This window comes from Streptomyces sp. NPDC101166, assembly GCF_044768125.1.
Taxonomy (GTDB): domain Bacteria; phylum Actinomycetota; class Actinomycetes; order Streptomycetales; family Streptomycetaceae; genus Streptomyces.
This window is the reverse complement of record NZ_JBIWPF010000014.1, coordinates 96,125-117,671: the sequence shown is the minus strand read 5'-3', so window position 1 is coordinate 117,671 and position 21,547 is coordinate 96,125. Positions and strand designations below refer to the sequence as shown.

Sequence of the window (21,547 nt, the reverse complement as noted above, 5' to 3'; positions counted from 1 at the left end):
CCCGCGACTACGCCTCGTGGAAGAAGCCGACGTTGACGCTGCGCGGCCCGGTGCGGTCGACGACGACGATCTCGCCGACGCCGCCCCGCGGCAGCTGCACCGTGCCGCCGTAGGGGATGGTCTGGGCGTACTCGCCGACGACCAGCCGGACCTCGGAGGACGGGTCCGGCTGGGACCCGCGCAGCCAGCTGACCTGCCAGACGCCCTCCGGTCCGCAGAGGAACTCCAGATGGACCCGGGAGACGAACAGCCAGTCCTCGGGCGTCACGAGGCGGCAGACGGACTTGTCCCGGCCCACCCGCAGCACCGCCCCCGGCTCGCTGGGCGCGTCGGCCATGAGCATGCCGGCCGTGGCACCCTCTTCCGTCCCCGAGACGGTGGCCATGGTGAGTTCGAGCACGTGCGCTCCTCGTGAGGTGTCCGACAGGGGCGTGCAAGTGACCTTGCACAGCGGCCGCATACTAAATCGCCCGGCCCCGCCGCGTCCGGCACAATGGACGCATGACCGAGCGAAAGCCACCCGGTGTTCCGTTCGACTCCTGGATCGACAAGCAGATCCGGGACGCGCAACTCCGGGGTGAGTTCGATCAACTCCCGGGCGCGGGAAAGCCGTTGGAGTCCGGCGCCGACACGTCGTACGACGAACTGTGGTGGATCAAGCGCAAGATGGCGCGCGAGGGGCTCTCGGTGCTTCCGCCGGCGCTCGCGCTGCGCAAGGAGGCGGAGGACGCCCTCGCGGCGGCGTACGCCGCCCCCTCGGAACGCCTCGTCCGGAAGATCATCACGGACGTCAACGTCAAACTCCGCGACATGATGTTCAAGCCGCCGCCCGGCCCCCCGCTGGGGATGCGGCCGTACGACGTCGAAGCGGTCGTACGTCAGTGGCGGGAGCGCCGGGAGGCGGCTTCGGAGAACAGCTGACGCGTCGTGCACGACACGCACGCGCGTCGCATCCGCGCTCACACGTGCAGGAGCCGCTCCGTCAGTTCGCGGTAGTCCCGAAGGGCCAGGCGGAGCTGCTCGGTGTCGACGGCCGTGGCGGCGGTGTCGCCCTTCCTGCCGCCCCGGGCGTCGCCGCCCTCGGCGAGCTGCCAGGAGCCGCGCAGGGTACGGCGGCGGCTGTTGACGGCGTCGGTGAAGCGGGCGGCCAGTTCCTCCAGGACGTGATCGGCCTCCTCGACGGCGTCACGCGGCCGGTCCACGAACCCGGCGACCGCGTGGTGCAGCCGGGAGGCGAGCTCGTCGCACTCCTCGTTCGGCAGCAGCGGGGAGCCCTGCGGGCCGTGCGAGCCGTCGGCAGCGGCGGAGCGCGGCCGGGCCGACGGCGTGTGCGGCGTCCCGGTGCGGGTCGTGTCGGCGTCCGCGTCGGTGCGCCGGTCGGCGGTGGCGCGCTCGTCGGTCCCGGTGCGCTCGTCAGTGCCGGTGCGGTGTTCGATGCCGGTGCGCTCTTCAGCGCCGGCGCCGGCGCCGGTCACGCCGGGGGTCCCGCCCGGGAGGGTGTCCCGTGCGTCCCGCGTGTCCCGTGCGTCCCGGCCGGTCGTCGGGTCGGCCGTGCCCGTGCCGGGATCGGTGTCCTTGTGGACGGGGTCCACGGGGCTGACGGGCGTCGCCGGGTTCACCCGGGGCCGTCCGGTCTGCTCCGGGGTGGTCGGCTGGTTGCGGTCATCGCCGCTCGAAGTCACGTCGGGCATTCCTCTCAGCTCTCCTTCGTCTGGTGCCGGTGGAAGCCTCGCGGCAGGTGGAGGCCGGAGCGGTGCTCGTCCCGCGCGTGGGTCTCCCGGCCCTGCGTCACCCCGGCCGGCGCACGGTGACGGCCGGCCCCGTGCCGGCCCTCCTTCACCAGGTCGTCGAAGAGGGCGCGGGCCTCGACCATGGCGGACCGAAGGTCCTCGGTGCCGGGGGCCTGGCCGTTGCGCGCGCCGCCGTCGGCGTGGAAGCGCGCCACGTGGTGCACGTGCCGGTAGCCGTTCACATGCTGCGCGTGGTGCACGGAGAGCGCGGCGACCTGCTCGTCGTACTGCGAGCCGTCAGGGAAGCCCCGGGCGCCCGCCACCTCCGAGACCAGCCGGTCGGCCTCGGCGACCGCCTCACGGGGCGAGTCGACGAAGCGCTCCTGCGCGGCCGTCCAGCGGGCCTCGAACCGCTCGCGCTCGGCGGGCTCCAGCGGACGCTCCTGCAGTTCGCCGTGCCGCTCCACGAGGGTGCCGAGCTCCCGCTCGGCGGCCTTGACGTCTCCGTCGTGCCGGGCCACGGCACGGTCGTACTCGGGCCCGAAGCGCTGCTTCAGGCTGCGTCCTCCGTGCGGCCCTCGGGACCGCACGGCCAGGACGGCCGCGACGGCGATGACGGCCGCCACGATCACGATCAGAGCGATGATCACGCCTGTGGACATGGTTGCCTTCCGATGTGGTCGGCCCCGCGGGCCGGTTCACGATTCCGAGTTGCCCGGAAGGCGTCGTACAAACGGCAAGCAAAGCCGCCCGGCGGCACGACAATGACGGGCATGACCGTCGCGACCCCCTGGACCATCGCCCCGGAGCCCGTGGACTCCCCCGTCGCCGCCGCGTTGTGGCGGGACTACTACACCGAGGTCAGCGACCGCTGGTATCTGCTGCACGAGGGGCGCCGGACCGACCCGGCCGAGCTGGAGCGGCAGATCGCCGCCGACAAGGGGGACCGACTGACGCCGCCGCAGGGGCTGTTGCTGGTCGCGCGGCACGAGGGCGCGCCGGCCGGGAGCGCGGGCGTACGGCTGCTGGACGCGGCGACGGCCGAGCTGACGCGGGTGTTCCTGGTGCCCGGCGCCCGGGGCAGGGGCGGCGCGGCCCTGCTGGTCGCCGCCGCCGAGGAGAGCGCCCGCGCGCTCGGGGCGACCCGGATGATCCTCGACACCCGCGGCGACCTGGTCGAGGCCCGCGCCCTGTACGCCCGGCTCGGATACGCGGAGACCGAGCCGCACAACGACGACCAGTACGCCGAGCACTGGTTCACCAAGGACCTCCGCTGAGGCTACGGGACAGCCCTTACGCCGGCCGTGTCACCGGCCGCTCGTCGTGCGGCTGTTCGCGGTCCGATCCGCACAGTTCGCCGCCCAGCTCCTTCACCAGGCGGGTCAGGTCGGTGGGGCGGTCCGGGCCCCACCAGTCGCCGAGCAGTTCGGCGAGAGACTCCTCGCGGGCCCCGGCCAGCCGGCGGGCGACCCCCCACCCGTCGTCGGTGAGGACCAGGTCGAGGCCCTCGCGCCGGGCCAGCCCGCGTTCCTCGATCTGCCGGGTGCCGTTCAGGATCACGGCGAGCGGGACGGAGCTGCGCTCGGCGAGCTGCGACGGCTCGACACTGCCGTACCTGCGGATGCGCAGAAGCATCCAGCTGGCGACCGGGAGGAGGTCGTAGCCGGCCCGGACGGTGATCGTGCGGTAGATCTCGCGGCGGCCCTCCCGGGTGCCGAGCAGGGACAGGGCCCGGCAGACCTCGTCGTAGGAGGAGCGTTCGACGGGGTTGCTGGCGAGGGTCTCCGTCACGTCCGGCGCGGTGACCGAGCCGCGCAGGGGGTCCTCCTTGAGGAACCAGGCGAGGACGAAGCCGACGAGGGCCACGGGTGCCGCGTACAGGAAGACGTCGGTGATGGAGGACGCGTAGGCGTGCAGCACCGGCGGGCGCAGCGCGGACGGCAGTGCGGCGATGCCCCGCGGGTCGGCCTCCAGCGCGTCGACGGAGACGCCGGCCGGGAGGGCGACGCCCCGGAAGGCGTCGGCGAGCTTGTCGCCGAGGCGGCCGGCGAACACCGTGCCGAAGACGGCGACGCCGAAGGACGCTCCGATGGAGCGGAAGAAGGTCGCGCCGGAGGTGGCGACGCCGAGATCCTCGTACGAGACGGCGTTCTGCACGATGAGGACGAGGACCTGCATCACCAGGCCGAGACCGAGGCCGAAGACGAAGAACACGGTGCTCATCTCGGCCGTGGAGCTGCCCTCGTCCAGCCGGTGCAGGAGCAGCAGGCCGACGGTCGTGACGGCGGTGCCGGCGACCGGGAACACCTTCCAGCGGCCGGTGCGGCTGACGATCTGGCCGGACACGGTGGACGACAGGAGCATGCCGACCACCATGGGCAGCATGTGCACGCCGGACAGGGTGGGCGAGACCCCCTGGACGACCTGGAGGAACGTCGGCAGGTAGGTCATCGCGCCGAACATGGCGAAGCCGACGATGAAGCTGATGACCGCGGAGAGGGTGAAGGTGCGGATGCGGAACAGCTTGAGGGGGAGGACGGGTTCGGCGGCGCGGCGCTCCGCGGCCACGAACGCGACGACCAGCAGGACGCCCAGCACGGCGAGTCCGACGATCTGCGGCGAGCTCCAGCCCCACGTGGTGCCGCCGAGGGAGGCCACGAGGACCAGGCAGGTGGCGACGGCGGCGATGAGGAAGGTGCCCAGGTAGTCGATGACGTGCTCGGTCGCCTTGCGGGGGATGCGCAGGACGGTCGCGATGACGGCGAGGGCGACGACGCCGACGGGCAGGTTGACGTAGAAGACCCAGCGCCAGCTGAGGTGTTCGGTGAACAGACCGCCGAGGAGGGGGCCGAGGACGCTGGTCGCGCCGAAGACCGCTCCGAACAGCCCCTGGTAGCGGCCGCGGTCCCGGGGCGCGACGATGTCGCCGACGATCGCCATCGACAGCACCATCAGCCCGCCGCCGCCGAGGCCCTGCACGGCCCTGAAGGCGATGAGCTGGGCCATGTCCTGGGCCATGCCGCACAGCGCCGAGCCCACCAGGAAGATCACGATCGCGAGCTGGAACAGCCTCTTGCGCCCGTACTGGTCGCCCAGTTTGCCCCACAGCGGCGTCGCGGCGGTCGACGCCAGCAGGTACGCCGTGACCACCCAGGACAGGTGCTCCATGCCGCCGAGGTCGCTGACGATGGTGGGCAGCGCGGTCGACACGATCGTCTGGTCGAGGGCGGCGAGCAGCATGCCGAGCAGCAGGGCGCCGATCGAGACGAGGACGCCGCCGGGAACGTGCTCCTGGCGCGGATCCCCCGTCCTGGCATGTGCGTCCAGGGCCATGAATGCCTCCCGGGGCTGTCGCGAACACCTCCATCGTGATCGGTGTGGCCCGTTATGGCCTCTTGAGTCCTGTCGGGTCCGTGGACGGACCGGAGCCGTGTTCGAGGACTTCCGGTGTCGTACGGGTGTCCGGCGGGCGGCCGTGTGGAGGTTCTGGGTAGTCTCTGGAGTTCGTAGGGGGAGGGCGAACAGGTGAACGAGCCGACGGCGTGGCAGGGACGACCGGGACAGCACAGGCTTCCGTGCGCCGAGTGCGGGGCGCTCCGCGCGGCGGACAACACCCCGTCCTGCGCCTGCGCGCAGCGGGCGGCCGAGGCCCTGCGCGACACGCGCGAGGCGGAGGCGGCCGCGGCGGGGGACTTCGACCCGCTCCGCATACGGCCCTGGGTGGAACTGGGCGGCGAGGGCGGTGCTCCCGGCACGGCGGACGCCCCGCCCGCCGACGGGGCCTCCGCGAGCGACCCGACCATGTCGCTGCCGGCCGTTCCCCCGGCGGCGTCCGACGCCACCATGCCCCTGCGCGCCGTGGGCCCGGCCGGTGCGGACGCGCCCACGACGGCGCTCCCCGCCATGTCCGGCCCGAGCCCCTTAGGGCCTGTCCCGGAACAGGCCCTGAGGGCCGGCGGCGGACCCGACGCGACCGACGCGTACGCCGACGACGAGGCGCCGCGCGGCCGGGGCCGTCGCACCCTGCTCATCGCGGCAGCAGCCGGGGCCGTGGCCGCCGTCGCGGCGGTGGGGTTCGCCGGCGGGCTGTTCACCTACGACAAGCCCACCCGCGACGGCGCCGCCCCGCAGGACGTCCGGGCGGCCGTGCCGGAGACCTCGCCCAGCGCGGACGCCTCCGAGTCGCCGTCCGCGAGCCCGCCCCGGTCCCCGGCGGACTCCCCCAGCGCCTCCCCGTCGTCTTCCGCGGACGAGAGCCCGTCGACGGCCCCCTCGCCGTCGCCGTCGAGCGCTCCGCCGCCGGCCTCCCCGTCGGCCTCCCCGAGCCCGTCGGCCGGCCCGAGCACCACCGCGCCGCCCCCGAGGCCCGGCAACGGGGCCGCCGACGCGAACCCGGCCAGCCCCGGGGCGAGCGTCCTGCGGCCCGGCGACCAAGGGGACGAGGTCACGGAACTCGAGCTCCGCCTGAGCCAGTTGTCCCTCTACGGCGACAAGCCCGACGGCGTCTTCACCAGCCGGGTGGAGGAGGCGCTGCGCGCCTACCAGCGGTCCCGGGGGATCCAGGGCGACGAACCGGGCGTGTACGGGCAGCTGACCCGGGCCCGCCTGGAGTCGGAGACGCACGAGCCTTGAAGGGCCGGCGTCCCGACGGCCGACGCCTCCGACGGCACCTCCGGCGCCTCCGCCGACGCCTCTGACGCGGCAGGGCGCTGACCCACGCCCGCGGGGCGCTCCTCAGCTCACGTGCAGGCGTACGCCCTCGGCGACGGTCTCCACGCGCACTCGCCGCAGATCCGGCACCACCACGTCCGGTTCGTGCGCCGCCGCGCGTTCCCCGACGCCCACGACCCGCATCCCGGCCGCACGCCCGGCGGCGATGCCCGCGCCGGAGTCCTCGAAGACCACGCACTCCTCGGGGGCGACGCCCAACTCGGCCGCTCCCTTGAGGAAGCCCTCGGGGTCCGGCTTGGAGGCGCCCACCGACTCCGCGGTGACGCGCACCCGCGGCAGGTCCAGTCCCGCCGCCGCCATCCTCGCCGTGGACAGGGGAGCGTCCGCCGAGGTGACCAGGGCGTGCGGGACGCCCCGCAGGGAGGCGAGGAACTCGGGCGCCCCGGGGACCGGGACGACGCCGTCCATGTCGGCGGTCTCCTCGGCCAGCATCCGTGCGTTGTCCTCGAGGTTGAGCTCCCTGGGGCGGTCGGGCAGCAGCAGCGCCATGGAGGCGTGTCCCTGGCGGCCGTGGACGACCCGCATGACCTCGTCGCCGTCGAGCCCGTGCTCCGCGGCCCAGCGACGCCAGATCCGCTCCACGACGGCGTCGGAGTTCACCAGGGTGCCGTCCATGTCGAGCAGGAGGGCGCGGGCGGTCAGGACGGTGGGGGCGGACACGGGGGCCGGCATCGGAGACTCCAGCACGGTCGGGCGCGCGCCCGGCGGGCGGAACGCGCGCGGAACGGACGAAAACACGCGGAGAGGCGGAGAGGAGGGGAGTCACGGGGAGGAACAAGGCGGCCCCGCCCGCCGGTCAGGGAAAACGGGCGGGAGCCACTTTGTTTCCCCACGGTACAAAACATCCGGGGGTGTACGCCACCCTCCAGCCCCGTCTCATCCGGCGCGGGTGTCACCCGGCGTGGGTGTCGCCCGGCGCACGCCTGACTCGGCGTACTTCTCGCCCGGCGCACGTCTCACCCGGCGCACGGGTCGCCCGGCGCACGTCTCACCCGGCGCCCCCGCCACCCGGCGCCCCGCCACCCAGCGCGCACGCTCGGCCGGCGCGCACGCTCACCCAGCCCGCAGGCTCGCCCAGCCCGCCGGCTCACCCGGCGATCGCCTCCCACAGGCTCCACGCCCCCAGGGCCAGCATCAGCACCGCCGCGATCCGCGTGATCAGCCGCAGCGGCACCCGCTTCATGAGGGCCTTCCCGCCGACGATGCCCAGCCCGGCCACGGCCCACAGCGCCAGCACCGCGCCGAGGCCGACGGAGAGCGGATCGTCGTAGCGGGCGGCGAGGTTCGCCGTCATGATCTGGGTCAGATCGCCGAACTCGGCGACGAGGATCAGCATGAAGCCCGCGCCGAAGACCTTCCAGAAGGACTGGTTCTCGGGCGTGCGGACCTCGTCCTCGCCGTCGTCCTTCTTCATCAGCAGCACGGCCGCGCCGCCGAGGAAGAGCACACCGGTCAGCGCGTGCACGATCTGCTGCGGCAGCAGCGTCAGCACGCTGCCCGCCGCGACGGCGAGCGCGACGTGCACCGCGAAGGCCGCGGCGACGCCGGCGAAGACGTAGGAGGCGCGGTAGCGGGTGCCCAGGACGAGGCCGGCGAGGGCGGTCTTGTCGGGCAGTTCGGCGAGGAAGACGACGCCGAAGACGAGCGCCGTCACGGTGATGCTGATCAAGGTTCCTCAATCGGTCGGGCTGCCCCACCGAGAGCGCGGGGGGCATGTCGGCCCTGCGAAGACGCCTCGGCACGGCAGCGCACACGGCGCCCGTACCGGGAGGCACGGGCGTGCACTGCTTGCCGAAGGTCTCGCTGGCGGATCCGCACGGCGGATCGGCCTCCGGGCGCCGGCCCGGCATCCGTCACGAGGACGGGCCGAGCAGTATGTCGACGGTCCGGCGAAGAGCTACTCCCCTTCTGCGCCGTCCATGGTACGTGACACCTGCATCGACCTCGCCCGCCGGTGACGCCCGTCACATCCGCACACGCCGTCAAAAAGTTTCACACGGAACGTCTTGTCGTGTCATGCGCACGTCACTAGCTTCTAACCGCGCGCACACCTCCCCGCAACGCGGCCCCGCGAGCATTCCCCCGCTCGCACCGCAACGCCCTCACCCCTCAAGGGAGTTCGCATGTCCCGCAGATCTTCTGTCTACGCGCGTCGACGGCTCAGCATACTCGCGGCGCTCACCGGACTGACAGCCTCCGCCGCGCTGTTCAACAGCCCGAGCGCCTCCGCCGCCCTCCCCACCCCGGTCAGCGCCGCCACAGCCCGCACCTACCTCGCCTCGCTCACGGTGGCCGCCGAGGACCGCACCGGCTACGACCGCGACCTGTTCAACCACTGGATCACCATCAGCGGCTCCTGCAACACCCGCGAGACCGTCCTCAAGCGGGACGGGTCCAACGTGGTCGTCAACTCCGCCTGCACCGCCACCAGCGGCAGCTGGTACTCCCCCTACGACGGAGCCACCTGGACGGCCGCCGCCGACCTGGACATCGACCACGTCGTGCCGCTCGCCGAGGCCTGGGACTCCGGCGCCGACGGCTGGACCAGCGCCAAGCGCCAGAACTTCGCCAACGACCTGACACGCCCGCAGCTCATCGCCGTCACCGACAACGTCAACCAGGCCAAGGGCGACCAGGACCCGGCCGAGTGGATGCCGTCGGTCTCGTCCTACCGCTGCACCTACGTCCGCGCCTGGGTGCAGGTGAAGTACTACTACGGCCTGTCGGTCGACTCCGCCGAGAAGAGCGCTCTCACGAACCAGCTGGCGAGCTGCTGATCCGGCGACCGCACGCCGTTCGCCGCCGGGATCTCCCCACCGCGCCCCGTCGTTCCGTACCGTACGGGGCGACGGAGGAGGCGATCACATGGCCGGACTGCGGCTGGGACCCCTGCTGAGATACGCCGACAGCACGTCCGCGACCGTATGGGTCGAGGCGAGCCGTCCGTGCGCCGCCGAAGTGCGCTGCGCGGACGGCTCCGGCGGAGCCGCCCGCACCTTCCAGGTGGCCGGACACCACTACGCCCTGATCCCGGTGACCGGCCTCTCCCCGGGAACCGACACGCCGTACGAGGTGTTCCTCGACGGCACACGCGTATGGCCGGCGCCGGACGCACCATCATCGTTTCCGCCGTCGGTCATCCGCACCCCGGCCGGCGGCGACGACGTGCGCGTGGCGTTCGGCTCCTGCCGGTGGGCGGCGCCCGCCGCCGACGCGCACGACCCCGTGGGCCCCGACGCCCTGGACAGCCTCGCCGCGCGCATCGCCGCCGACCCCGGGGGCGAGCGGCCCGACGTCCTGCTGCTGCTCGGCGACCAGGTGTACGCCGACGAGACCTCCGACGCGACGCAGCGCTGGCTGGCCGCCCGCCGCGACACCGGCGAACCGCCGGGGACGGGGGTCGCGGACTACGAGGAGTACACCCACCTCTACTACGAGTCCTGGCTCGACCCCGAGATCCGCTGGCTGCTGTCCACCGTGCCCAGTTGCATGATCTTCGACGATCACGACGTCATCGACGACTGGAACACCTCCGCGTCCTGGCTGACCGACATGCGGGCCACCCACTGGTGGCGCGAGCGGCTGCTGAGCGGGCTGATGTCGTACTGGGTGTACCAGCACCTGGGCAACCTCTCCCCCGCCGAGCTGGCCACCGACCCCCTCTACGCGGCCGTGTGCGCCACGCCCGACGGCACCGACGCGCTGCGCGACTTCGCCTGCCGCGCGGACGCCGACTCGGCGTCCGCGCGCTGGAGTTACCGGCGGGACTTCGGCCGGGTGCGGCTGGTGATGGTGGACTCGCGGGCGGCGCGCGTGCTGGAGGAGAGCGAGCGCTCGATGCTCGACCCGGGAGAAGCCGACTGGCTGCGCGCCCAGGTGCTGGACGAGCCCGGCTCCTACGACCACCTCCTCGTCGGCACCTCACTGCCCTGGCTGCTGCCTCATCTGGTGCACGACGTCGAGGGCTGGAGCTCGGCCCTGTGCCGGGGCGAACGGGGCGCTCGCTGGGCGCGGTTCGGTGAGTGGCTGCGGCGCAAGGCGGACCTGGAGCACTGGGCGGCGTTCCCGTCGTCGTTCGCCGAACTGGCCGACCTGTTCGCGGAAATCGGCACCGGCCCGCAGGCCCCGGCGACGGTGCTCGTGCTCTCCGGGGACGTGCACCACGCGTACGTGGCAGAGACCCGATGGCGGGACGGCTCGCCCGACGCGCGGGTGTTGCAGCTGACGTGCTCGCCCGTCCACAACTCCGTCCCGCTGTCGATGCGGGTGGGTTTCCGCTTCGGGTGGAGCGCGGTGGCGCGGGCGCTGGGACGCCGGTTCCGCCGGCACGGGCGCTGCGCCCGACCGCCCGTCAGCTGGCGCAAGAAGGGCGGGCCCTGGTTCGGCAACCAGCTCATGACGCTGACGCTGCGTGAGCGTTCGGCCCGGTTGCGGCTGGAGCAGGTGAGGCCGGCGCAGAACGGTCAGCGGTCTCGCCTGGAGACGGTCATGGAATCACGGCTGAGTGGGCCCTGAGGAGACGACGGCGAGGATCCGGTCGCAGTAGACATGAATTCGGTCGCCGGGGAGGCAAATTCGGTCTTAGTGAGTCGGATTCAGTCGCGCTGGGTGTGGATTCGGTCACGCTTTCGGCATGCTCATTGGGCATAGAAAGCGCTCTAAGTGCTGCGCTGTCACCAGGAAAGCGGCAAGGGAAATCCAATCCGTGGCCAAATGTTGAACTTGCAAGCATCACCGGAATCCGCCTACCGTGGGTCACTCATTCGGTACCGCCACCCCCACCGGCCGGTCCGTCCCCAGGACCGGTCGTCTTGACCGAAACCGAAGGAGTACCCCCCTCATGTCCGCTCGTCTCGACAGCGCACAGCCGTACGCGCTCGGCCTGTTCCGCATCGTCGTAGGCCTGCTCTTCGCCTGCCACGGCGCCGCCTCGCTCTTCGGCGTCCTGGGCGGGGCCGTCGGCACCGACGGAGGGACCGTCAGCGCCGGCACCTGGCCCGGCTGGTACGCGGCCGTCATCCAACTGGTCGGCGGAACCCTCGTGTTGCTCGGCCTGGGCACCCGCGCCGCCGCGTTCGTCGCCTCGGGCTCCATGGCGTACGCGTACTTCAAGGTCCACCAGCCCGAGGCGCTGTGGCCGATGCAGAACGGCGGCGAGGCCTCCGCGATGTTCTGCTGGGCCTTCCTGCTGCTGGTCTTCACCGGCTCCGGCGCGTTCGGGCTGGACCGGCTGCTCAGCCGCCGCACGACGCAGGAGCGGGAGCAGGAGCCGGCGGCGCGCGAGGCGACCGTCACGGCCTGACCCGTCACGGGCCGGACGCCGGCGTCCGGCCCGTCGCAGCCCGGCCCACGCGGTCGCCCCCGGGGCGCCCTCTTCCGTTCACACGGAGAGGGCGCTTTCCGTCGTCGACCCGGCGGGCCCCTTCTGCCGCTCGGCGCACGGTCGTTGAGGCGGCTCTCGGTTATATGCGTTGCCGAACACACGCGCACCCTGTGACCCTTCTGTCACATCATCGGCGTACGCTGGATGGCTGTCATGGCCGCACCTGCCGCTCCCCCGCGACACCGCGGCGAGGCCGGCCGCTACGGGGGAGACCGGGGAGTTCGGGGTGTTCGAGAGTGTGGGGGCGTGGGCGCTGATCGGCGCCCCGTGGATCTATGTGTTGGTGGCGCTGTCGGTGCTGCTCGACGTGTTCCTGCCGGTGCTGCCGAGCGGGGTGCTCGTCATCGCCGCGGCGACGGCGGCTGCCGCGGGCTCGGGGGCGGCGACCGGACGACTGCCGCATCAGGTCCCGGACATCCTGGCCCTGATCCTCTCCGCGGCGACCGCGTCCGTGCTGGGGGATCTGGCCGCGTACCGGCTCGCCTGGCGCGGGGGTGCGCGTCTGGACCGCGCGATATCCCGCTCCCGGCGGCTCACCACGGCGCAGGCGCGTCTCGGCGGTGCGCTCGCGCGGGGCGGCGGGGCGCTGTTCGTGCTGGCCCGGTTCGCGCCGGCCGGCCGCTCGGTCGTCTCCTTCGTCGCGGGCGCGGCGCACCGGCGTCCGCGTGACTTCGTCCCGTGGTCGGCGCTGGCGGGGCTGTCCTGGGCGGCGTACAGCGCGGCGCTCGGCTACTACGGCACCCAGTGGCTGGGGACGGCGTGGCTGGCCACGGCGGTGTCGGTGCTGGCGCTGTTCGGGGCGGGAGCGGGAGCGGCGTACGTCATGCGCCGCCAGCCGGCCTGACCGCCCGCGGCGGCTCCCGCCTGGGCTGCCACCGCCGGACGGAGCCCGGCCGCCGCCCCCGGCGCGAAGGCGGGGCCGGACCTACGCTCCTCCGGCGGCCGAGCCCCGGATCTCCAGACCGTCCAGCAGCTTCGCGGTCGCTGCCGCGACCGCGTCCACCGCTTCGTCGAACACCTCCCGGTTGTGCGCGGCCGGCGCCCGGAAGCCCGACACCTTGCGCACGTACTGCAGGGCGGCGGCCCTGATCTCGTCGTCCGTGGCCTCCTCGGCCAGCGCGGGCGGACGCAGCGTCTTGATGCTTCGGCACATGGTCTCAGTGTCCCCCCGCTCCGGTCCGCTCGTCGCCGGCGAGATCGACGTACCAGTCGTTCGACGTGATCCAGTTGCCCTTTGGGTACTCGAAGTTGGCCTGGCCGAGCAGCGTGAACCCCGCCTTGCGGCAGACCGCGTTGGAGGCGGCGTGACGGACGTCGGGGAAGGCGTGCAGGGCGGCGTGGCCGCCGGCCGGACGCAGGGCGCGCACGACCTGGGTCAGGGCCCGCGCCGCGCTCGCGGCGAGGCCTCTGCCCTGGAACTCCGGCAGGACGCCCCACCCCGTCTCCCAGACCGTCCCGCCCCTCCACTCGCGCTCCCAGTGGCCGATCGAGCCGACGGTCTCCTCGCTCTGCGCCGACACGACCCGGTACATGCACCCCGCCTCCAGCCCGACGTACCGCCGGTGCCGCTGTGCGAGCTTCTCCTCCGGCTCCGGTCCGCCCAGGTGGGCCGTCATCTCGGGGCTGTTCGTCCGCCGCAGCAGCCAGAAGTCGCCCTCCGCCCACGGGACCAGCCGTACCCGCTCCCCACCTGTGCCCTCACCCACGCCGATGCCCTCCATGACGTCACCGTAGGACACGGCGCCGACAATCCGCCCCGCTCCTTCGAACACACGATCCCCTCAACTGAGCTCGCCACCCAAATTCGAACAGGCGTACCATTGCCGTGTGGCGAGTTCCTTTGACTTCCCCAGCGATCTGCGCGCCGGTCAGGAGGAGCTGCATCAGGTGCGGGCCGAGCTGTCGGCCCTGCTGAAGCGGCTTCCCTGGTCCGTCGAGCCGTTGGACGGTTTCAGCGACGACGGCGGCTGGCGCAAGGTGGAGCGCCCCGCCTCCCCCGGCTGGACGGCCGACGAACAGGCCGAGGTCGAGAAGCTCCGGCAGCGGGAGCACGAACTCGCCGTGTTCGTCAGCTGTCACCGCTTCTGGACCGAGGTCGCCACCGGGGACCTCGTGGAGGCCCGCACGCGCCTCAAACACGCCCAGCCGGCCCCGCCGACGCAAGACGCGTCCGACGGCGGCGCCCAGGACGCACAGGACGCGTAGCGCACGCGCCCGGACATGCGAGAGGGCCCCCGGAACTCTCCGGGGGCCCTCTCGTCATCTCACCTGGTGGGCGCGGACGGTTTCGAACCGCCGACATCCTGCTTGTAAGGCAGGCGCTCTACCCCTGAGCTACGCACCCAGGACGAGTGGACAGACTACATGGCCGCGGCCACTGCCCCGCAAACCCGTATCCCGTCGTGCGGAAGCGAGATGTCCGCGGGGAGGTGAACCGACCGGCTCGTGTGTTCGTCCTCAGGCGGTGGGACAATGACACCGGGCACGGGCGGACCACACCACGGGGAGAGGGATCGTGACGGCGACACCAGCGCAGCCGCACTCGCCGTCGGAGCCGCGCGCACGCCGACCCAGCCGCAAGCCGGTACCCACCGCGGGCCGCCGGGCGTCCGGGCTGCGGGACGCGCTCGTCCTCGCCGCGCTTCCGCTCGTCGCCGCGCTCGTACTGCCCGCGGCGTTCGCGGGCGGGGGCACCCGGCGCTGGTTCGGCGGGCGGGCGGAGGGGCAGCGGGCCGAGGCGCAGGCCGCGAAGGACGCCGCGGCGGCCGCGTTCTACGAACTCGACACCGCCCAGCGGGACCTGCGGATCTCGATCGAGACCATCACCGCCGTCGACGACTCACCGGCGGCCCGGCGCGCCGTCGCCGACTTCGAGGCGATCGGCCGGCGCGTCGACGAGGCCAGCCACCAGTACATCCAGGCCGTCGACGCCCATGACCTGGACCGCGACGACCTCGAAGCCTCGGCCGCCGCCCGAGCTCGGGGTGAACTGGCCCGCGCCAAGGAGGAGTTGGAGCGGGTCAAAGGGGAACTGGACCGGTTCGCGGACGGGCTGGGGCCGCTGCTGGGCAAGGCCGAGACACAGCTGGCCCGGGTCGCGCCCGCCGTGGAGCGGGCCCGGCAGGCGCTGCTGGCCGCGTCGAACGCGCTGGACGCAGCGCGGGGCACGGGGCTGCGCGCCGACGACCTGGCGGCCCGGCTGGCGGCGCTGGGGCCCGAGCTGACCCGGCTCAACCAGGGCGCCGGGCAGCACGGCGTGCCGCAGACCCTGGAGCGGGCCGAACGGGTCTCCCGGGAGGCGGAGGCGGTGCGGGCGGAGGCCGAGCGGCTGCCGGAGCGGGCCGCCGAGATCGACCACCGTCTGGTGTCGCTGCGGACCCGCGCGCAGGCGCTGACGACCCGCGCCGGGCAGGTGCAGCCGGTGCTGAGCGAGCTGCGCCGGCGGTTCACGGCGCCCTGCTGGCAGGATCTCCAGCACGTCCCGGAGCAGGCCGTGGAGCACGTACGGCAGGCCGAGGCGAGGCTCGCCGAGGCGCGGGCCGCGCGGGAGGCGCAGCGGTGGCCGGACGCCACCGCGCTGCTGTCCACGGCGCGGGCGCTGCTGAACGCCACCGACGAGGCCGTCTCGGCCGCCGGGGACCGTCTGGCCCGGCTCAACGCCGTGCAGAAGGACCCGCGGCAGGAGATAGAGCGCACCCGGTTCGCGATCCGCGACGCCCAACGGCTCGCCATGGCCGGCCGCAACACTCCGGATCCGCGGCACGCCGGGCCGCTGGACGAGTCGGTGGCCCGTCTGGAGCGGGCGATCACCGTGCTGGACGGCCACCACCCCGACTACTGGCACTTCCTCACCGAGACGGAGGCGGTCCGCCGTACGGTCGCGGACGTGGTGGCCCACATCCGGGGCGAGCGCGGCGCGGCGTCGGCCCACTGAGCCGGGCCCGGGGCACGCGGGCTGCCGTTGCCGCGTCGGCGCGGCGGGCGGATATTGGAAGGTGCGCACTTCAGGCAGGCGCTTCAGGCAGGCGCTTCAGACACGCGCTTCAGGTGCGGGCCTGCAGGTGCGCGCAAGGGTCCGTCGGCCCGGCGAGCGACACAGGGAGGCGGCGATGGCCACACACGCGGCGCGTTCGGAGCATCGGCGGCGTATCCGGCTCGACGATCATCTGCCCGTCGACCACCGGCTGAACAGGGTCTACCGGATCGGCGCCGGGCTCATGGGCGCCGGGCTGCTCACGTTCGGGATCTTCGGCATCCTGGACCGGATCGGCTTCTTCGACACCGGCGGGGACACCGTCTGGTCGCTGAACACCAACGGCGCGCTCAGCTGGCTGTCGGTAGCCGTCGGGCTGCTGCTGCTGGTGGGGATGGTGATCGGCGGGAACTTCGCTTCCACGCTGAACATGACCCTGGGGGTGCTGTTCGTCCTCAGCGGCTTCCTGAACATGGCGCTGCTGGAGACCGACTACAACTTCCTGGCGTTCCAGATCCAGAACTGCCTGCTCAGTTTTGTGATCGGGATCCTGCTGCTGGTCTTCGGGATGTACGGCAGGGTCGGATCGGCCCTGCCGCACGACAACCCCTACTACCGGGCGCGCCATCCCGGCCTCGCGGACGAGCGGGACCGCAACCGCGAACGCCGGGAGGAGTTCCCGGCCTGACCGCGCGCGACGGCCGGTCAGGCGCGGAACCGGATCAGGTGCGGTACGCGTAGTAGTTCGCGGTGGGGTACGACGCGAGGATGCTCTGCAGCGACCGGCTGTAGGTGTTGGTGGAGTGGTACGTCAGGTACGGCACACCACGGCTCTTCGAGGTGACGATCATGGTGTGGTCCTTCGAGCCGTCACGGTCGAAGTCCATCTGGAGCACGTCGCCGACGTCCAGCTGGTAGACGTTGGCGAGGCTGGTGGTCCGCTTGGAGTTCTGGGCGAACCAGGACCACTCGTTGACGCCGACGAACGAGTCCGACTGGATCTCGTTGTTGCCGAACCACTTGGTGTAGTCGTACACGTAGCCGGGGACGTGCTTCCAGCCGCCCGCCTTCAGCGACTGGCTGACGAAGTTGGTGCAGTCGCCGCCCGCACCGTGGCCGTTGAAGTTGGGGTAGGCCGGGTTGTAGCTGGACCAGTACTTCTTCGCGTACGCGGCCATCGCGTTGTAGTCCAGGCCGCTGGCGCTGAAGTTCTTCGCGTTGGCCGGGCCCGGGTACGTGGTGGACGCCTTGGGCGCCGCCGGCGTGGTGCTGCCGGTGGTGCCGACGCGGGGGGCGACGGCGGGCCTGTCCGTCTGGTTCACGGCGACGCCGTCGTCGGTGTCACGGATGCCGGTGAGCTGCCAGTTGCCGTGCTTGTCGGCGGTGAACGTCAGCTCGTGACGGGCCTGGAAGCCGGTGGCCTGCGGCTCGCCGCCGCGGACCTTCGCGTACGTCAGCGTGGTGGTCTCGGTGACCGCGACCTTGGCGGTGCGGCCCTTGACGTTGGTGGCGTTCAGGGTGACCGAGGTGCTGCCGCTGCTGTACTTCTCGCCGAGCTTGGCGAGCGTGGCCTTGCGCCGGTCGAGCGAGGACAGCGCGGAGTCCTCGGTGCGGGCCAGACCGGAGGACAGCTTCACCTTGCCGGAGAAACCGTCGGTCAGCGGCTTCTTGCGGTCACCCTGCTTGCCGTCGACCAGGGCCTCGGTCCGGTCGGTGAAGACCGCGTCCGCCAGCCGCTGGAAGGTGGCCTTCGTCTTCGCGTCCACCGTCGGGTCGTCGACGACCGCGGCGCCGGCGCTCCAGTTGGGCAGCAGCGCCACGCCGGCGACGACCGAGGTGGCGGCAGCGCCGAGTATCGCGGCTCGACGCCGCGTACGGCTCAATTTCCTTGACTTCACTGGTTGTTTCCCCTCTGCCCCGGCGGGAGGGATGCCGGGACCGGAATCTTCGCACGCCATGTGTGGCTGTTGTGAAGAGGGGTACGGGCCCTGGAGCCAGGGAGTTATACGACTGTCATGGGGCGGCCGCGACACGTGTCAGTGCGCGGCCGCGGCGTCACCGGACGGCCTACTGGACGACCGTGGACCAGTTGGGGCTCTGCGCCGGATCGAGGGTGCGCAGCCGCTCCAGCGTCGCCGGCTTCTGCACGTCCATCCAGTCGGCCAACTCCTTGAAGGACACGCACTTGACGTCCTTCTTGGTGCACACCTTCTTGACGGTGTCGTCGACGGCCTTCATGTAGATGCCGCCGTTCCACTCCTCGAAGTGGTTGCCGATGAACAGCGGGGCGCGGCTGCCGTAGTAGACGCGGTTGAAGCCCGCCATGTAGGTGTCGGCGGTCTCCTTCTCCCACTCGGGGTACTTCGCCGGGTCGCCCTGGACCTGGCCGTCGGACTGGTTGTAGAGGAAGTTGAAGTCCATGGACAGGCCCTGGTACTTGCCGCCCTCGTAGGGGAGCATCTGCAGCGGGAAGTCCCAGATGCCGTTCTTCTTCGCCGGCCAGATCTGGAAGTCGCCCTTGGAGCTCGCGTCGTAGCGCCAGCCGTAACTCTTCGCGGCCTTCAGCAGGTTGGCCTGGCCCTCCAGGCAGGGGGCGCGGCCGCCGACGACGGCCTTCTTGAAGTCGAAGGGCAGCGGCTTCATGTCGGTGTAGCCGGTGTTGGTCTTCCACTTCTCGGCGAAGGCGTAGAACTGGTCGATCTCGCTGCGCCATTCCGCGACGCTCCAGTCGTCGCCGCCCTTCGCGCCGCAGAAGTGGCCGTTGAAGTGGGTGCCGATCTCGTTCCCCTCCTCCCACGCCTTGCCGAGCTGCTCGATCGTGGTGCGGATGTGGTCGTCGGTGGGGAAGCTGATCGCCGCCGAGCCCTTGGGGTGCTGGGGCGGGCTGTAGAGGTCCTTCTTGCTCTTGGGCAGCAGGTAGATGCCGGTGAGGAAGAAGGTCATGTGCGCGTTGTACTCCTTGGAGAGCTCCCGGTAGTGCTGGAAGAGCTCGTCGTCGCCGGCCAGCGCGCCGTCCCAGGAGAAGACGACGAACTGGGGCGGCTTCTCACCGGGTTTGAGGGGCTCGGCCTTCAGGCCGCCCTTCTGCGGGCCGGTGTACGAGGTGGAGCCGTCCCCCAGGACCTTGGTCTTGCCGTCCCACTCCGGCTCCTTGGCGGTCGTCTCGTTCCTCTGCTGTTCCCCCGAGGACGCGGTCGGCGCGGTGTTGTCCGTGCGGTTGAGCACCAGGTAGCCAGCCGTCAGGGAGGCGACGGCGAGGAACGCCGCCAGGCTGAGGAAGCCGGGACGAGCGGCGGCGGGGCGGCGCGGTGCCGCGGCCTTGCGGCGGCGGCCCGACGGTGACTTCATGTGCGGCTCATTCTCCAGACGGTCGGTGGCGGCGGTGTCCGTCGGTGGTCAGCCGAGCGGGCTCATGGCCTTGGACCAGATGTCGTAGGCGGCACCGTCGGCGGTGTCGCCGGCGACGCCCTCCAGGGGCAGCGGTTCGAGGCTCTTGGTGAGGTCGATGCGGTAGACGACGATCGCCGTGGACACCGACTTGTCGGTGCCGACGTACCAGGCGGCGGTGTCGTCCTCGGTGGTGCCGGCCTTCCCCGCCACCTCGGCGCCGGCGGACGCGGCGGAGGGGTGGGCGGCGCGGAAGGAGCCCTTGAGGGCCGTGGTGACCTCACGGGCAACGTCGGCGCCGACGGCGCGGCGGGGCGCGGGGATGTCCAGGTCGACCTTGGTGCCGTTGTGCGTGATCTTCCATACCGAGTACGGCTCGGTGTGCTTGCCCTGGGCGGCGAAGGTGGAGTAGCCGCTGGCCATCCGGATGGCGCTGGGCGTGGAGCTGCCCGTGGACAGGGCGGGGACCTGGGCGCCGATGCTGGAGGCGAGCAGTCCGGAGGCCTCGGCGGTGGAGCGCACCTTGTCCAGGCCGGCGTCCATGCCGAGCTGCATGAACGGGGTGTTCACCGACAGTTCCAGCGCCCTGCGCAGGGAGATCTTCCCGTAGGAGCGGTCACCGTCGTTGCTGGCGGCCACCTTGCGGCCGCTGCGGTCCCAGTAGGGCCCTTCCGGAGTGGTCACCGGTATGTCGTCGTCGCCGTCGTAGACGGTGTCGCCGGTGACCTCCGTCGCCTCGCCGTCGCGCTCCTTGTGGACGCCGTGCTCCAGTCCGGCCGCGTACACGAACGGCAGGAAGGCCGAACCGGCCGGGACGGTGGTGGCGTTGGACTCGTTGTAGCCCTGCGTCCGGTGGTCCGGGCCGCCGTAGACGGCGAGGATCCGTCCACCGGTGTCCACGGAGGCGGCGCCGTAGTGCGCGTTCTTCGCGCCCTTGGGTTCGTCCTTGGCGGCCGTGGCGCGGGCCTTGGTGACGGCGTCGGTGAGCTGCGCCTCACGCTTCTTGTCGAAGGTCGTGTAGATCTGGTAGCCGCCGAGGTCGAAGTCCTTGTCGGAGATCTTCCCGGCCTTCTTCGCGTACTGGGCGGCGAGTTCGACGAGGTAGTCGCTCTGCTCACCGGTGTCGTACAGCGGGTTGCTCTTGAGCGGGTCGGGGAACTTGGCGTACTTGGCCCGCTCGGCCTTCGACAGCTTGCCGATCTCGACCATCCGGTCGAGGGTCCAGGACCAGCGTTCCACGGCCCGGGCGCGGTTGGAGGCGCTCAGCGTCGGGTCGTACAGGCCGGCGCCCTTGAGCAGGGAGGCGAGGAACGCGGCCTCGCTCGCGTTGAGCTCGCTGACGTCCTTGCCGTAGTAGGCCTGGGCGGCGCGCTGGATGCCGTAGGTGCCGCGGCCGAACCAGCTGGTGTTGAGGTAGCCCTCCAGGATGTCGTCCTTGCTCATCTGGTTGTCCAGCTTGAGCGCGATCATCGCCTCGGTGAACTTGCGGCTGACCGTCTGGTTCTGGTTCAGGTAGACGTTCTTGACGTACTGCTGCGTGATCGTCGAGCCGCCCTGGGTGTCGCCCTGGCCGATGGTGCGGAACAGGGCGCGGCTGAGGCCCTTGAAGGAGATGCCGGGGTCGCTGTAGAAGCTGGCGTTCTCGGCGGCGAGCACCGCCCAGCGGACGTCCTCGGGAATGTCCTTGAGCGGCATCGCTTGTCGCTGCACCCAGCCGGTGCGGGCCATGGGAGTGCCGTCGGCCCAGAAGTACACGTTGTCCTGCTGGGTGGCGTAGGTGTTGAGGTTGTCCGGTATGTCCGTGACGGCGTAGGCGGCGACCAGGAAGACGGTGCTCAGGCCCATGGCGCCCAGGAAACCGCCGAGCCACTGCCGCCAGGAGGGCACCCACCGCTGCCAGCCCTCGCGGCCCGGTCGCGGGTACTGCGGGCGCATCCGGCGGACGTAGGGCTTCAGTCGGGCGACAAGCGGAGCCAGCCGGGGGCCGAGCAGGGCGGATATTCGGGCCAGGAGCCGGGCGAAGAAGGAAGGGCGCGGTGCTTTGCGGCTCTTGCGCCGGTTCCCGGGGTCCTCGGACGCCGCCGGCACCACCGGGCTGCCCGGTATCCCTCCGTCCGGGACGCGCAGTTGCATGGTCTCGTCGGCTTTGAAAGAGGCCGGGACCTTCAACTGCATGGTCGCGTCGGGCTCCTGGGGCTCCTCCCCCTGCCCCCTCTGAGTCACACTGTCTCCCTCCGCACTCGGTGCTGCTCGCGCAGGCAGACGTACAGACGTACGAGGATCTGACATGGTTGCCGTGCCGACGGCTGCAGATCCTGAGTCCCACGACCTCGCGGTTCATCG

At 72.0% G+C, this 21,547-nt stretch carries 21 protein-coding genes and 1 tRNA gene; 10 read left to right on the top strand and 12 right to left on the bottom strand.

From position 1 onward, the window contains the following. Positions 1-7: 7 nt before the first annotated feature. Entirely contained in the window at positions 8-400 is a 393-nt protein-coding gene (locus tag ACIRS4_RS24720) for a hypothetical protein (protein WP_130437003.1), read from the bottom strand. Between the two features lie 101 nt (positions 401-501). On the opposite strand from ACIRS4_RS24720, the gene ACIRS4_RS24715 reads away from it, so the two are divergent. After that, positions 502-921: a DUF1992 domain-containing protein gene (locus tag ACIRS4_RS24715; RefSeq protein ID WP_404199772.1), complete on the top strand. Its 420-nt coding sequence runs from the start codon at positions 502-504 to the stop codon at positions 919-921. Positions 922-959: 38 nt separating this feature from the next. Here ACIRS4_RS24715 and ACIRS4_RS24710 read toward each other — a convergent pair whose 3' ends face one another. Together ACIRS4_RS24710 and ACIRS4_RS24705 are read right to left on the bottom strand one after the other, a co-directional pair. Beyond that, on the bottom strand, positions 960-1,691 hold the full coding sequence (locus tag ACIRS4_RS24710; protein ID WP_404199769.1) for a hypothetical protein: 732 nt from the start codon (positions 1,689-1,691) through the stop codon (positions 960-962). 5 nt (positions 1,692-1,696) lie between these two features. Next, positions 1,697-2,392 (bottom strand): hypothetical protein, encoded by a 696-nt coding sequence (locus ACIRS4_RS24705; protein WP_404199766.1) that lies wholly within the window; start codon positions 2,390-2,392, stop codon positions 1,697-1,699. A gap of 102 nt (positions 2,393-2,494) precedes the next feature. Here ACIRS4_RS24705 and ACIRS4_RS24700 point away from each other — a divergent pair, with 102 nt between their 5' ends. After that, complete coding sequence (locus ACIRS4_RS24700) at positions 2,495-3,007, top strand: GNAT family N-acetyltransferase (RefSeq protein ID WP_404199763.1); 513 nt, start codon at positions 2,495-2,497, stop codon at positions 3,005-3,007. Between the two features lie 16 nt (positions 3,008-3,023). Here ACIRS4_RS24700 and ACIRS4_RS24695 read toward each other — a convergent pair whose 3' ends face one another. Further along, positions 3,024-5,063: a DHA2 family efflux MFS transporter permease subunit gene (locus ACIRS4_RS24695; protein ID WP_404199760.1), complete on the bottom strand. Its 2,040-nt coding sequence runs from the start codon at positions 5,061-5,063 to the stop codon at positions 3,024-3,026. A gap of 192 nt (positions 5,064-5,255) precedes the next feature. Here ACIRS4_RS24695 and ACIRS4_RS24690 point away from each other — a divergent pair, with 192 nt between their 5' ends. Then, positions 5,256-6,362 (top strand): peptidoglycan-binding protein, encoded by a 1,107-nt coding sequence (locus ACIRS4_RS24690; RefSeq protein WP_404199757.1) that lies wholly within the window; start codon positions 5,256-5,258, stop codon positions 6,360-6,362. A 102-nt stretch (positions 6,363-6,464) separates the two neighbouring features. Here ACIRS4_RS24690 and ACIRS4_RS24685 read toward each other — a convergent pair whose 3' ends face one another. Together ACIRS4_RS24685 and ACIRS4_RS24680 are read right to left on the bottom strand one after the other, a co-directional pair. Next, positions 6,465-7,133: an HAD-IA family hydrolase gene (locus ACIRS4_RS24685; RefSeq protein WP_404199754.1), complete on the bottom strand. Its 669-nt coding sequence runs from the start codon at positions 7,131-7,133 to the stop codon at positions 6,465-6,467. Positions 7,134-7,548: 415 nt separating this feature from the next. Then, positions 7,549-8,130, bottom strand: coding sequence for a TMEM165/GDT1 family protein (locus ACIRS4_RS24680; RefSeq protein ID WP_404199751.1), 582 nt, complete (start codon positions 8,128-8,130; stop codon positions 7,549-7,551). 454 nt (positions 8,131-8,584) lie between these two features. Between ACIRS4_RS24680 and ACIRS4_RS24675 the strand changes: the two genes are divergently transcribed. The 4 genes from ACIRS4_RS24675 to ACIRS4_RS24660 all read left to right on the top strand — a co-directional run bounded on the left by ACIRS4_RS24675 (position 8,585) and on the right by ACIRS4_RS24660 (position 12,688). Further along, positions 8,585-9,238: an HNH endonuclease family protein gene (locus ACIRS4_RS24675; protein WP_404199748.1), complete on the top strand. Its 654-nt coding sequence runs from the start codon at positions 8,585-8,587 to the stop codon at positions 9,236-9,238. A gap of 88 nt (positions 9,239-9,326) precedes the next feature. Further along, positions 9,327-10,976: an alkaline phosphatase D family protein gene (locus tag ACIRS4_RS24670; protein WP_404199745.1), complete on the top strand. Its 1,650-nt coding sequence runs from the start codon at positions 9,327-9,329 to the stop codon at positions 10,974-10,976. A gap of 325 nt (positions 10,977-11,301) precedes the next feature. Further along, complete coding sequence (locus ACIRS4_RS24665; protein WP_404199742.1) at positions 11,302-11,763, top strand: DoxX family protein; 462 nt, start codon at positions 11,302-11,304, stop codon at positions 11,761-11,763. Positions 11,764-12,070: 307 nt separating this feature from the next. Further along, positions 12,071-12,688, top strand: a complete 618-nt coding sequence (locus ACIRS4_RS24660; RefSeq protein WP_130436992.1) for a DedA family protein — start codon at positions 12,071-12,073, stop codon at positions 12,686-12,688. 81 nt (positions 12,689-12,769) lie between these two features. Here the strand turns inward: ACIRS4_RS24660 and ACIRS4_RS24655 are convergent, their stop codons facing one another. Both ACIRS4_RS24655 and ACIRS4_RS24650 read right to left on the bottom strand, forming a co-directional pair. Continuing rightward, positions 12,770-12,997: a DUF2277 domain-containing protein gene (locus ACIRS4_RS24655; protein ID WP_404199739.1), complete on the bottom strand. Its 228-nt coding sequence runs from the start codon at positions 12,995-12,997 to the stop codon at positions 12,770-12,772. Between the two features lie 4 nt (positions 12,998-13,001). Further along, on the bottom strand, positions 13,002-13,565 hold the full coding sequence (locus ACIRS4_RS24650; protein ID WP_404200126.1) for a GNAT family N-acetyltransferase: 564 nt from the start codon (positions 13,563-13,565) through the stop codon (positions 13,002-13,004). Between the two features lie 106 nt (positions 13,566-13,671). Between ACIRS4_RS24650 and ACIRS4_RS24645 the strand changes: the two genes are divergently transcribed. Further along, a complete protein-coding gene (locus ACIRS4_RS24645; protein WP_404199736.1) occupies positions 13,672-14,049 on the top strand; it encodes a hypothetical protein in 378 nt (125 codons plus the stop codon). 64 nt (positions 14,050-14,113) lie between these two features. On the opposite strand, the gene ACIRS4_RS24640 is transcribed toward ACIRS4_RS24645, so the two are convergent. Beyond that, a tRNA-Val gene (locus ACIRS4_RS24640) sits at positions 14,114-14,188 on the bottom strand. A 171-nt stretch (positions 14,189-14,359) separates the two neighbouring features. On the opposite strand from ACIRS4_RS24640, the gene ACIRS4_RS24635 reads away from it, so the two are divergent. Both ACIRS4_RS24635 and ACIRS4_RS24630 read left to right on the top strand, forming a co-directional pair. Then, positions 14,360-15,778: a hypothetical protein gene (locus ACIRS4_RS24635; protein WP_404199733.1), complete on the top strand. Its 1,419-nt coding sequence runs from the start codon at positions 14,360-14,362 to the stop codon at positions 15,776-15,778. 175 nt (positions 15,779-15,953) lie between these two features. After that, positions 15,954-16,505 carry a DUF4383 domain-containing protein gene (locus ACIRS4_RS24630; protein ID WP_404199730.1) on the top strand — a complete coding sequence of 184 codons (552 nt, stop codon included), beginning with the start codon at positions 15,954-15,956 and terminating at the stop codon, positions 16,503-16,505. Positions 16,506-16,539: 34 nt separating this feature from the next. Here ACIRS4_RS24630 and ACIRS4_RS24625 read toward each other — a convergent pair whose 3' ends face one another. The 3 genes from ACIRS4_RS24625 to ACIRS4_RS24615 all read right to left on the bottom strand — a co-directional run bounded on the left by ACIRS4_RS24625 (position 16,540) and on the right by ACIRS4_RS24615 (position 21,379). Next, a complete protein-coding gene (locus tag ACIRS4_RS24625; protein WP_404199727.1) occupies positions 16,540-17,715 on the bottom strand; it encodes an amidase domain-containing protein in 1,176 nt (391 codons plus the stop codon). A gap of 169 nt (positions 17,716-17,884) precedes the next feature. Continuing rightward, the gene (locus ACIRS4_RS24620; protein ID WP_404199724.1) at positions 17,885-19,165 is read right to left on the bottom strand and encodes a hypothetical protein; all 1,281 of its coding nucleotides are present in this window, start codon (positions 19,163-19,165) and stop codon (positions 17,885-17,887) included. Positions 19,166-19,213: 48 nt separating this feature from the next. Then, positions 19,214-21,379, bottom strand: a complete 2,166-nt coding sequence (locus tag ACIRS4_RS24615) for a transglycosylase domain-containing protein (RefSeq protein ID WP_404200123.1) — start codon at positions 21,377-21,379, stop codon at positions 19,214-19,216. Between the last annotated feature and the right edge of the window lie 168 nt (positions 21,380-21,547).

Excerpts from the sequence above, each read along its gene's own strand:
- ACIRS4_RS24715 (WP_404199772.1), top strand. The coding sequence starts at position 502 with ATGACCGAGCGAAAGCCACCCGGTGTTCCGTTCGACTCCTGGATCGAC.
- ACIRS4_RS24710 (WP_404199769.1), bottom strand. The coding sequence starts at position 1,691 with ATGCCCGACGTGACTTCGAGCGGCGATGACCGCAACCAGCCGACCACC.
- ACIRS4_RS24705 (WP_404199766.1), bottom strand. The coding sequence starts at position 2,392 with ATGTCCACAGGCGTGATCATCGCTCTGATCGTGATCGTGGCGGCCGTC.
- ACIRS4_RS24700 (WP_404199763.1), top strand. The coding sequence starts at position 2,495 with ATGACGGGCATGACCGTCGCGACCCCCTGGACCATCGCCCCGGAGCCC.
- ACIRS4_RS24695 (WP_404199760.1), bottom strand. The coding sequence starts at position 5,063 with ATGGCCCTGGACGCACATGCCAGGACGGGGGATCCGCGCCAGGAGCAC.
- ACIRS4_RS24685 (WP_404199754.1), bottom strand. The coding sequence starts at position 7,133 with ATGCCGGCCCCCGTGTCCGCCCCCACCGTCCTGACCGCCCGCGCCCTC.
- ACIRS4_RS24675 (WP_404199748.1), top strand. The coding sequence starts at position 8,585 with ATGTCCCGCAGATCTTCTGTCTACGCGCGTCGACGGCTCAGCATACTC.
- ACIRS4_RS24670 (WP_404199745.1), top strand. The coding sequence starts at position 9,327 with ATGGCCGGACTGCGGCTGGGACCCCTGCTGAGATACGCCGACAGCACG.
- ACIRS4_RS24665 (WP_404199742.1), top strand. The coding sequence starts at position 11,302 with ATGTCCGCTCGTCTCGACAGCGCACAGCCGTACGCGCTCGGCCTGTTC.
- ACIRS4_RS24655 (WP_404199739.1), bottom strand. The coding sequence starts at position 12,997 with ATGTGCCGAAGCATCAAGACGCTGCGTCCGCCCGCGCTGGCCGAGGAG.
- ACIRS4_RS24650 (WP_404200126.1), bottom strand. The coding sequence starts at position 13,565 with ATGGAGGGCATCGGCGTGGGTGAGGGCACAGGTGGGGAGCGGGTACGG.
- ACIRS4_RS24630 (WP_404199730.1), top strand. The coding sequence starts at position 15,954 with ATGGCCACACACGCGGCGCGTTCGGAGCATCGGCGGCGTATCCGGCTC.
- ACIRS4_RS24620 (WP_404199724.1), bottom strand. The coding sequence starts at position 19,165 with ATGAAGTCACCGTCGGGCCGCCGCCGCAAGGCCGCGGCACCGCGCCGC.
- ACIRS4_RS24615 (WP_404200123.1), bottom strand. The coding sequence starts at position 21,379 with ATGCAGTTGAAGGTCCCGGCCTCTTTCAAAGCCGACGAGACCATGCAA.